Here is an 8,742-nt window from a genome sequence, read left to right on the forward strand (position 1 = left end):
ACGAGACCGGCGCCGGAGCAAGCAGTCTCACTCCGCCAGCTGAAACCGCTCGAAACGATCGAGCTCGTCCTCGATCAGGCGCTTGAGCTCCTTGCGTCCCGCGGTCTTCCTGCCCTGCCCAACCCACGTCCATTTCTGCATCAACAGCTGCTTCGCCTGCCGGTCGGTCTTCAGATCGATCGCGGCGACGATTTCGTCGCCGACCAGCACCGGCAGCGCGAAATAGCCGAGCTTGCGTTTGGCCTTCGGCACATAGGCCTCGAACAAATGGTTGTAACCGAAGATGAGGTTGGTGCGCTTGCGTTGGATGATGAGGGGATCGAACGGCGAGAGGATGTGGACGAGATCAGGCGAGACCGCCTCGTCGTTCGCCTCGAGCGAGGCGGGTGCGGCCCAATGCTCCTGCTTGCCGGCGCCGTCGATCGCAACGGGCATGAGCTCGCCACGACGGACGCGCGAGGCGATCAGGCCGGCCACCGCCTTCTTGCGCGGCGCGTCGAGGTGACAGATCGAATCGAGGCTCACCACGCCTTGCGAGCGCAACGCGCGATCGAGCAGATAGGCCGTGATCTCCTTGGCCGAAGCCGGCCGTGGCAGCTTGTTCCAGCCGAAATGACGCGTCATCAGCTCATAGGTCTTGAGCATGCCCTGGCGCTCGCTGATGGTCACGGCGCCGGTATAGAAGGCGAGCTGCAACGCCCGCTTCGAGGGCTTGCGGCTCTGCCACAGATGCTCCTTCTCGGTGAGCACGTCATCCTCGATGTCGCGGATCGTCAGCGGACCGGCGCGCACCAGCCGCATGACCTTGCGCGTGTCCGCAGGCGTCACCGAGGCGAACCATTTGTGCCCCTCGCGGCGGTGCTCGCGCATCGCCGGCAGGAAGAAGCGGAAGTCGCCGGCCGGAACGTAAGAGAGTGCGTGCGTCCAATATTCGAACACGCTTCTGTCGACGCTCTGGGCGTGACGCAGATCGGCGCGGCGGTAGGACGGGATGCGGCTGAACAGGATGTGGTGGTGGCAGCGCTCGATGACGTTGATGGTGTCGATCTGAACATAGCCGAGCTGGGCGACCGCCTCCGCCACGGCCTGCGCTCCCTCGCCGAACGGGGTGCGCTGGCCCAGCCGCTGGGCATGCAGCCAGATCTGCCGGGCCTGTGTCGTGGTGAGCGGGATTGGTTTGGGCGTGCGTGACATTGCAGAACGCAATGTAGCGGGATTCGCGCCGGGAGAAAGAAGCGGACAGGAAACGCCGGAAGAAAAAGCCGCGCTGCCATCTGCTGACAGCGCGGCACTTGACGTCGCCGGGACCTACTTCGCCATCATGGCCTTCTGCGACTTCATGTAATGCATGCAGGCGCTCTTCATCTTGCCATTGCTCATGTCGGTGTTGGCCATGGCCATTTCCTTGTTCGACGCCATCTTGGCCGGTGTGTCGGGCGTACCGCCCATCATCGCGGCGGACTTCATCATGTTGTCCTTGGTGCACGCCATCATCGCGGCGGAGGCCGGGGACAGCGACAGGGTGAACGCGACAAAGGCTGCGGCCGTGAGCAAGATCTTCATCGAAAAGTCTCCTCCGTAAAACGAAACCGGCGTCATGCCGGCCTTCGCAATTACGTATTCTCTCGCGCCGACGTTTCGCGGAGAAGACAAATTTCTTGCTGCGATGCAATGACGAGGCGCTTCAGCGGCCATCCTTCGGCGCCCTGGGCCGGTCACCGAGGCTGCCGGTGGCGACATCCGGCTCGCACAGGGCCTTGCCACGCCCCTCCGCCTGGCAGCGATAGACACTGCCGGTGAGGCGGTCGACCAGCCACACGTTCTCGTCGGTCGGGCCTTCGAGCCCGACATAGCGGGAGGTCAGCCCCGTGATCAGCGTCGACAGCAGGATCGCCACCGCGATCATGGCCGCACCGATATAGATGGGCATTGAGCTCAGGGACACTGTCCGATCCGGCGGGCCACTCCGATAGAATTGGTAGTCGCGTTGATGGTCACGTTGATAGTCAACTGGCCTCGGCACTTGATGGAACTCGGCTCCTTCGTTTTGCGATTGCGTGCAAATTTCCTGCTAGGCGCGCATCTGGCCGATTTCTTGTTCACCGCCGGGCCGCGCCGCGACGGCTTTGCGACGATCGGTGTGCAGAAGTTTCCTCCAGGCCGTGCACCTCGACGTGATTTCGATCACACCGGCCTGCCAACGCGTTGAACCCACGAAGCGGAGGGTGCGACTACTTCCATTGGCGCGATCGGCTCCTCTGCCGGAGCGGCGGCGAAACGGACGGATTCACGGCCCGGAACGACGGATCATACCTGAGAATGAGCCCGGACGGACTGTCGCCACCGTGACCAAGATCACATCAGGGCTTTTGAACCCACCCTATGCTCGCAGCATCAAATCGCTATCAGGCGTAACAGAGGATACGACAATGATCCGTTTCAATAAGAGCTTTGGACTGAAGGCGATAACCATTTCCGCCGCGCTGTCGATGACGGCCGGCCTGGCACTGGCCGGCGACAACAATGTCACCACCGGCCAGATTCTGGATGCACTGAAGCCGAAGCCGGCGACCCGCGGCCTGTCCGTCGGTCCGCAGGCCGACACGACCGCGCAGGCCAAGGAGCAAGCCAAGGAAGCGACCTTCCTGAACACCGTGCGCAACCGCTCCACCCGGTCACTCTCGACAGGCGAGCGCGAGCAGATCGCCGAGCTCGCCGCGACCAAGCCGAAGATCGATCTGGAGATCCAGTTCGACTACAATTCGGCCAACATCGCCAAGACCTCGATGTCCTCGGTGCAGGCGCTCGGCAAGGCTCTGTCCGACCCGGCGCTCAAGGGCTCGACCTTCGTGGTCGCCGGCCACACCGACGCGATCGGCGGCGAAGAGTACAATCAAGGGCTCTCCGAGCGGCGCGCCGACACCATCAAGAAGTATCTGATGCAGAACTACGGCCTCAACGGCACTGATCTGGTCACCGTCGGTTACGGCAAGACCAAGCTGAAGGATACCGCCAACGGCGCCGATCCGATCAACCGCCGCGTCCAGGTCGTGAACATGGACACCAAGACCGCGTCGAAATAATCCGATGACGATCGCCGCCTGCCGTTCCTCCGGCAGGCGGACCACGGTTCAGACCGGCATCGGCGCGGCCAGCGCCTCCCGGACCAGCCGTGCGAGCTCAGCCTTGCGGTACGGCTTTTCCAGGATCAAGGCGCCGTGCCGGACGTGGCCGTTCGCCGCCAGCGTCTCGAGGGCGTAACCCGAGGTCAGCAGCACGTGCAGCTCGGGCCTCTCCTTGCGGGCGAGACCCGCCAACTCCCACCCGTTGACGCCTCCTGGCATGACGACGTCGGAGAACAGCAGGTCGATATGCGGTGTTGCGGCAAGCGCCTGCAGGGCCGACTTGCCGTCGACGGCGGAAATCACCTTGTAGCCCAGGCTCTCCAGGCTCATGACCGCGTAGGACCGGACGAACGGATCGTCCTCCACGACCAAAACGATTTCCGAGCCGCTCTGCACGACCTCCTTCTCGACCGCCAGCGGCACGCCCTGCGACTTGCTCATCACGGCCGGAAGATAGATCCGCACGGTCGTTCCCAGGCCGGGCTCGCTGTAGATCGTGACATGGCCGTTGGATTGCTTGACGAAGCCGTAGACCATGCTGAGCCCGAGTCCGCTGCCCTTGCCGACCTCCTTGGTGGTGAAGAAGGGTTCGAACACGCGTTCCAGCACCTGCTTCGCCATGCCGGCGCCGGTGTCGGTGACCGCGATCACGACATATTCGCCCGCCGCTACGTCGGGATGAACGTTGTGGTCGCCCGCATCGAGCGATGCGTTCGCCGCCGAAATGGTCAGGCGGCCACCTGATGCCATCGCATCCTGGGCGTTCAGCGTGAGATTGAGGATCGCCGATTCGAGCTGCGCGGGGTCGGCAAAGGCGAGCCGCAGCGTAGGATCGGCCTGGGTGGTGATCTCGATGTCCTCACGCAGCGTTCGTCGCAGCAGCTTGTACATGGATTCGACGAGCTTGTCGCATTCGGTCTCGACCGGCCGCAGCAGCTGCTTGCGACTAAAGGCGAGCAGGCGCTGCGTCAGCTCGGCACCGCGTTCGCCGGCGCTGCAGATGTCGTCGGCGAGGCGCTTCAGGTCCTCGCGCGGCACCAATTGCTCGGCCAGATATTCGGCGTTGCCGACGATCACGGTGAGGAGATTGTTGAAGTCGTGAGCGATGCCACCGGACAGCTGTCCGACCGCCTCCATCTTCTGCGCCCGCATCAGCTGCGCCTCGGTACGCTTGCGATCCGTCAGGTCGTGGATCATGCCGACGAAGATGGAGGAGCCGTCCTGCTGGGCCTCGCCGACCGACAGGTCCATGGGAAAGGTCGTGCCGTCCTTGCGCCGACCCGTCACCTCGCGTCCGATGCCGATGATCTTCTTGTCGCCGGTGGCGATGAAATTGCGGATATACCCGTCGTGCTCGGAGCGGTAGGGCTCCGGCATCAGCATCCGGACGTTCTGCCCGAGAACCTCCTTGTCGCGATATTTGAAAAGCCGCTCGCAGGCCGGATTGAACTTCAGGATGATGCCGTCGGAATCGATCAGGATCACGCCGTCGACGGCGGTGTCGACGACAGCGCGCAACCGAGCGGCGCTCTCGCGCAGCTCGCGCTCGACCCGCTCGCGCTCGGTGAGATCGTGAATGATGCCGACGAAGATCGAATCGCCGGCCGCTTGCTTGCTCTCGCCGACCGACAAATGCATCATGAAGGTCGAGCCATCCTTGCGCTGGCCCACCACTTCGCGGCCGATGCCGATGATCTTGCGCTCGCCGCTGATGTGGTAATTTTGTAGATAGCCGTCATGCGCATTGCGGTAGGACGACGGCATCAGGACCTTGACGTTCCGCCCGATGACCTCCTCGGCGGAATAGCCGAACAGCTTCTCGCAGGCCGGATTGAACATCAGGACGCCGCCGCGCGCGTCGATCAGGATCACGCCGTCCACCGCGGTATCGACGACGGCCCGCAACCAGTCGGCATTGGGATGGCCCGGCTTGGCGCTGAGGTCCTCCATATTCACCGGGCGACTCTCCGATTCCGAGAAGATCGGTCCAGTCCACACGCGACAATTGATTCAGGCAAGACAATTCTACCGAGGCTATGCACGCAAGCGGGCACTAGATCCAGCTCTGGAACAACATCAGCTGGCCGAAGCTTCGCATCGAGGTGCCGATAAAGGCCGCGGAGATCGGCAGCATGACCGCAAAGCCGATCGCCGCAACACCGACATAGGCCCAGAGCAGCCAGCGCGGCAGGCCGTCCCGGCGCAGCACATAGACCAGTGCGAGCGAGGCCGCCGTGGCTGCCGGCAGATAATAGTAGATGAAACCCAGCGTGCGCGGCAGCAAGGCCCAGGCAAGCCAGGGACCGAAATAGAACGCCGCGATCAGGAACGCGTCCCAGCGGCGCTCGACGACGAAGTCGCGCAGCACGAGCACGAGCGCGAGCAGGGCCGGCCACAACACCAGGGGATTGCCGAGGAAGACGACGGCGGAAACATTGTCCTCTGTGCTCTTGTCGAACAGAAACCACACCGGGCGCGCGAGCAGCGGCCAGGACGGCCACGCGCTCATATAGGTGTGTCCGGCAATCGCGGTCGTGGTGTTGTCGGCGAAGATCCGGCGCTGCGCCTCGATCAGGTCCGGCAGCGACAGCCCGTAGAGCGGAACGAAGGCGGCAAGATAGGCCACACCGGGCAAGACCGCGAAGCACAGCACGAGATGATGCAGCTTCAAGCCGGGCCAGAGGTCCGGCCGGTACCAGTCACCAGGCTTTGCGTCGGCGAACAGCGTGCGCCAGCCTTGCATCAGGCGGATCACCGCGACGACGACGATGCAGACGCCGAGCGGAAACAGGCCGCTCCATTTGCAGGCGGCGGCACAGCCGAACAGCGCACCGGCGAGCGCGAACAGCGCCTGCGGCCGCTCGCGTCGAAATCCGTGCATGAAGGCGGCGGTCGCGAGCAGGCCGAAGCCGAGCGCAAAGATATCGAGCATGGCGATGCGCGCCTGCACGTAGAGCATCTGGTTGAAGGCGGCGATCAGCGCCGCGGCGATCGCGGGCCCTTGCGCGGCGAACAGCGCGAGGCCGCACAGATAGATCGCGACGACCGCCATTGCGCCGAACAATGTCGCGGGATAGCGCCAGCCGAGCGAATTGTCGCCGAAGGCCGCGATCGAGGTCGCGATCAGTTCCTTGGCGAGCGGCGGATGCATCGGATTGAGCATCGGCTCCGACATCGCCGGTGCCAGCATCTGCCGCGCCGCCGGCACGTAGTGCACCTCGTCGAAGACGAACTTCTCCGGTGTCGTCAGGCCGATCAGCAGCGCGAGATGGGCGACCAGGAAAATCGCGACAGCAATGACTGCGCTCCGCGACATCTCCGGAACTGCGGACGATTGAAGCAGCTGCTGTGAGGATGTTTTGCGTGGCAAAATTGCGTCACCGCGGACAAAAATAGAAGTCACGATCTTCATTGAACGCATTCCGCCGCAACTGTCACTAAGCATAACGCACGTCCCGCGCCGCTTGTGATAATTCCGCCACATCGCAAGCGTGCGCGATCCGGTACGATCAGGGACACATCGATCGGTTTGCGAAATGATTTTGCGTTTCTGGCTTTGCCCCACTCTGCTGTCGGCCGCGTTATGTGCCGCGCCTTGCGCGCAGGCGCAGACGCGCGTCGGCGAAGCCGTCGTGATCCAGAATGAAGTTGTGCGCGTGGCCGCGACGACCACGCCGATCAGCGTCGGCGACAGCATGCTGCGCGACGAGACCGTGCGTACCGGCGCCGACAGCGCCGCTCGCTTCGTGATGGCCGACAGCACCAATCTGTCGCTGGGACCCAGCGCGACGCTGAAGCTCGACCGCACCGTCTTCAACGACGAGCACAGCTATCGCGACGTCGCGATCCGCATGACCACCGGTGCCTTCCGTTTCGTCACCGGTCATTCCGAGAAGACCGCTTACAAGATCACGACGCCGCTCGCCACCATCGGCGTGCGCGGCACCACGCTCGACATCCTCTCGCAGCGCGGGCGCTCCGTCGTGGTGCTGCAGGACGGCGCGGCCAGCGTCTGCACGACGAGCTCCCAATGCGTGCAACTGACCCAGCCGGGCGACACCGCGATCATCACATCGACCGGCGGCAAGGTCAGCATCACCAAGACCAATACGCCACCCTGGACCTTCGCCGCCAATTGCGCTGCAAGCGCCGGGCTGTGCGCGGTGAACCAGTATGCCGACGCCTCGCCGACCATCACACCCGCCGTCCATGACGACGGCATGCTGTGCGGGCGCTGACGATGGCAAGGCTCAGCATCCGCGAGACGCTTCTTGCCGCCGCGCTGGTGGCCATGGCGACCATGACGCTGGCATGGGGTATTCAACAGCCGGCCTCCGCCGCGACCCTGAACCTCACCAATTGTGAGGAAGGCTGCTCGCCGTCGCCCTCGCCGAGCCCGTATCCCTCACCTTCGCCGTCGCCCAGTCCCTATCCGTCGCCGAGTCCGACACCGACCGGCGCCGGGTCCAGCGGCAATTCGGTCGGCGGCCTCGCCGACCAGCGCTTCAACCAGATGATCACCAACCGGGTGCTCGGCACGGTCCTGCTCGGTGTCAACGAGCAGGTCAATTGCAGCGATTGCATCAGCGCGTTCGGCTCGGCCGGCTCGTTCTCGGCCGGCATCCACGGCCGCAAGGAATTGACCAACAATCTGTCGCTGCTCGCCGGCATCGCCTACACGCAATACAACGAGGGCGGCTACAAGATCACCAGCGCCCCGATCGGCGCCTTCGCCCTGCGCTACGACTTCACCGACTGGGGCTCGTCTCGTCCGTTCTTCGACGTCGGCACCATCCTGACGCCGTGGGAGAAAGCGCGCTACACCCGCAGCTACGACACCAGCCTCGGGCCGGTGAGCGTCACGAGCTCGACCAATGCCTCGAACTACGCGGTCTACGGCCGCGCCGGCTGGATGAGCCGCATCTCGCCGCGCGACGAGGTCGCAGCCTCGATCGAGGTCTGGCAGCTCTGGCAGCGCGTGTCCGGCTATAGCGACAGTGCCGTGGCCTTCAACCCGTTCGACGCCACCATCGCAACCGGCACCGACCGCACCAGTCTCGTCAAGATCGGCGGCCAGTGGACGCATCTGTTCGGCGGCAATATCGAGACCAACATCAATGGCGGCTGGGTGCAGTCGTTTGCGAGCCATAGCGGCATCGTCGCCACCGTGACCGGCAACGGCGTGGTGGTCCCGACCATGGGCAACCAGGGCTGGTTCGAATATGGCGGCCGCCTCGGCTTCCGCGTACAGAAGGGCTGGATCGTGGACCTGTTCGCCAACGGCACGCTCGGCCCGCAGCCGGTCGGCAACACCATCCACGGCGGCGTGGGGCTGAGGATCAATTACTAGCGGCGAGCACAGCCTCGTAGGGTGGGCAAAGCGAAGCGTGCCCACCACGTCTCGCAAACGGAAACTGATCGTGGGCACGGCGCAAGAGCGCCTTTGCCCACCCTACGGCACTGTCATGCCCCGCGCACGCGGGTCATCCAGTACGCGGCGGCCCATCGCCTCAATCACTGCCGTCCCGGAGTACTGGATCGCCCGATCAAGTGTTTAGCCCGGACAGATCACTGACGGGTGTTCGGAGACATAGCTGACACGTCAACAATGGCTGGA

General features: G+C 64.1%; 8 protein-coding genes. 3 read left to right on the forward strand and 5 right to left on the reverse strand.

Going from position 1 to position 8,742, the window contains the following annotated elements; genetic code table 11:
- Positions 1 to 27: 27 nt before the first annotated feature.
- The 3 genes from CO669_RS34365 to CO669_RS34375 all read right to left on the reverse strand — a co-directional run bounded on the left by CO669_RS34365 (position 28) and on the right by CO669_RS34375 (position 1,930).
- The gene (locus tag CO669_RS34365; protein WP_097666969.1) at positions 28 to 1,194 is read right to left on the reverse strand and encodes a winged helix-turn-helix domain-containing protein; all 1,167 of its coding nucleotides are present in this window, start codon (positions 1,192 to 1,194) and stop codon (positions 28 to 30) included.
- A gap of 114 nt (positions 1,195 to 1,308) precedes the next feature.
- Positions 1,309 to 1,563: a hypothetical protein gene (locus CO669_RS34370; protein WP_063196637.1), complete on the reverse strand. Its 255-nt coding sequence runs from the start codon at positions 1,561 to 1,563 to the stop codon at positions 1,309 to 1,311.
- A 121-nt stretch (positions 1,564 to 1,684) separates the two neighbouring features.
- Complete coding sequence (locus CO669_RS34375) at positions 1,685 to 1,930, reverse strand: hypothetical protein (RefSeq protein WP_097666971.1); 246 nt, start codon at positions 1,928 to 1,930, stop codon at positions 1,685 to 1,687.
- Between the two features lie 499 nt (positions 1,931 to 2,429).
- Here CO669_RS34375 and CO669_RS34385 point away from each other — a divergent pair, with 499 nt between their 5' ends.
- A complete protein-coding gene (locus tag CO669_RS34385; RefSeq protein ID WP_097666975.1) occupies positions 2,430 to 3,083 on the forward strand; it encodes an OmpA family protein in 654 nt (217 codons plus the stop codon).
- Positions 3,084 to 3,131: 48 nt separating this feature from the next.
- Here CO669_RS34385 and CO669_RS34390 read toward each other — a convergent pair whose 3' ends face one another.
- Both CO669_RS34390 and CO669_RS34395 read right to left on the reverse strand, forming a co-directional pair.
- Positions 3,132 to 5,075 (reverse strand): hybrid sensor histidine kinase/response regulator, encoded by a 1,944-nt coding sequence (locus CO669_RS34390; protein WP_097666977.1) that lies wholly within the window; start codon positions 5,073 to 5,075, stop codon positions 3,132 to 3,134.
- A 103-nt stretch (positions 5,076 to 5,178) separates the two neighbouring features.
- On the reverse strand, positions 5,179 to 6,609 hold the full coding sequence (locus tag CO669_RS34395; protein WP_097666979.1) for a phospholipid carrier-dependent glycosyltransferase: 1,431 nt from the start codon (positions 6,607 to 6,609) through the stop codon (positions 5,179 to 5,181).
- A gap of 52 nt (positions 6,610 to 6,661) precedes the next feature.
- Here CO669_RS34395 and CO669_RS34400 point away from each other — a divergent pair, with 52 nt between their 5' ends.
- Positions 6,662 to 7,363 carry a FecR family protein gene (locus CO669_RS34400; protein WP_097666981.1) on the forward strand — a complete coding sequence of 234 codons (702 nt, stop codon included), beginning with the start codon at positions 6,662 to 6,664 and terminating at the stop codon, positions 7,361 to 7,363.
- 2 nt (positions 7,364 to 7,365) lie between these two features.
- Entirely contained in the window at positions 7,366 to 8,475 is a 1,110-nt protein-coding gene (locus CO669_RS34405) for a hypothetical protein (protein WP_198964412.1), read from the forward strand.
- Positions 8,476 to 8,742: the final 267 nt, after the last annotated feature.

It is taken from the genome of Bradyrhizobium sp. Y36 (genome assembly GCF_002531575.1).
Taxonomy (GTDB): Bacteria; Pseudomonadota; Alphaproteobacteria; order Rhizobiales; family Xanthobacteraceae; genus Bradyrhizobium.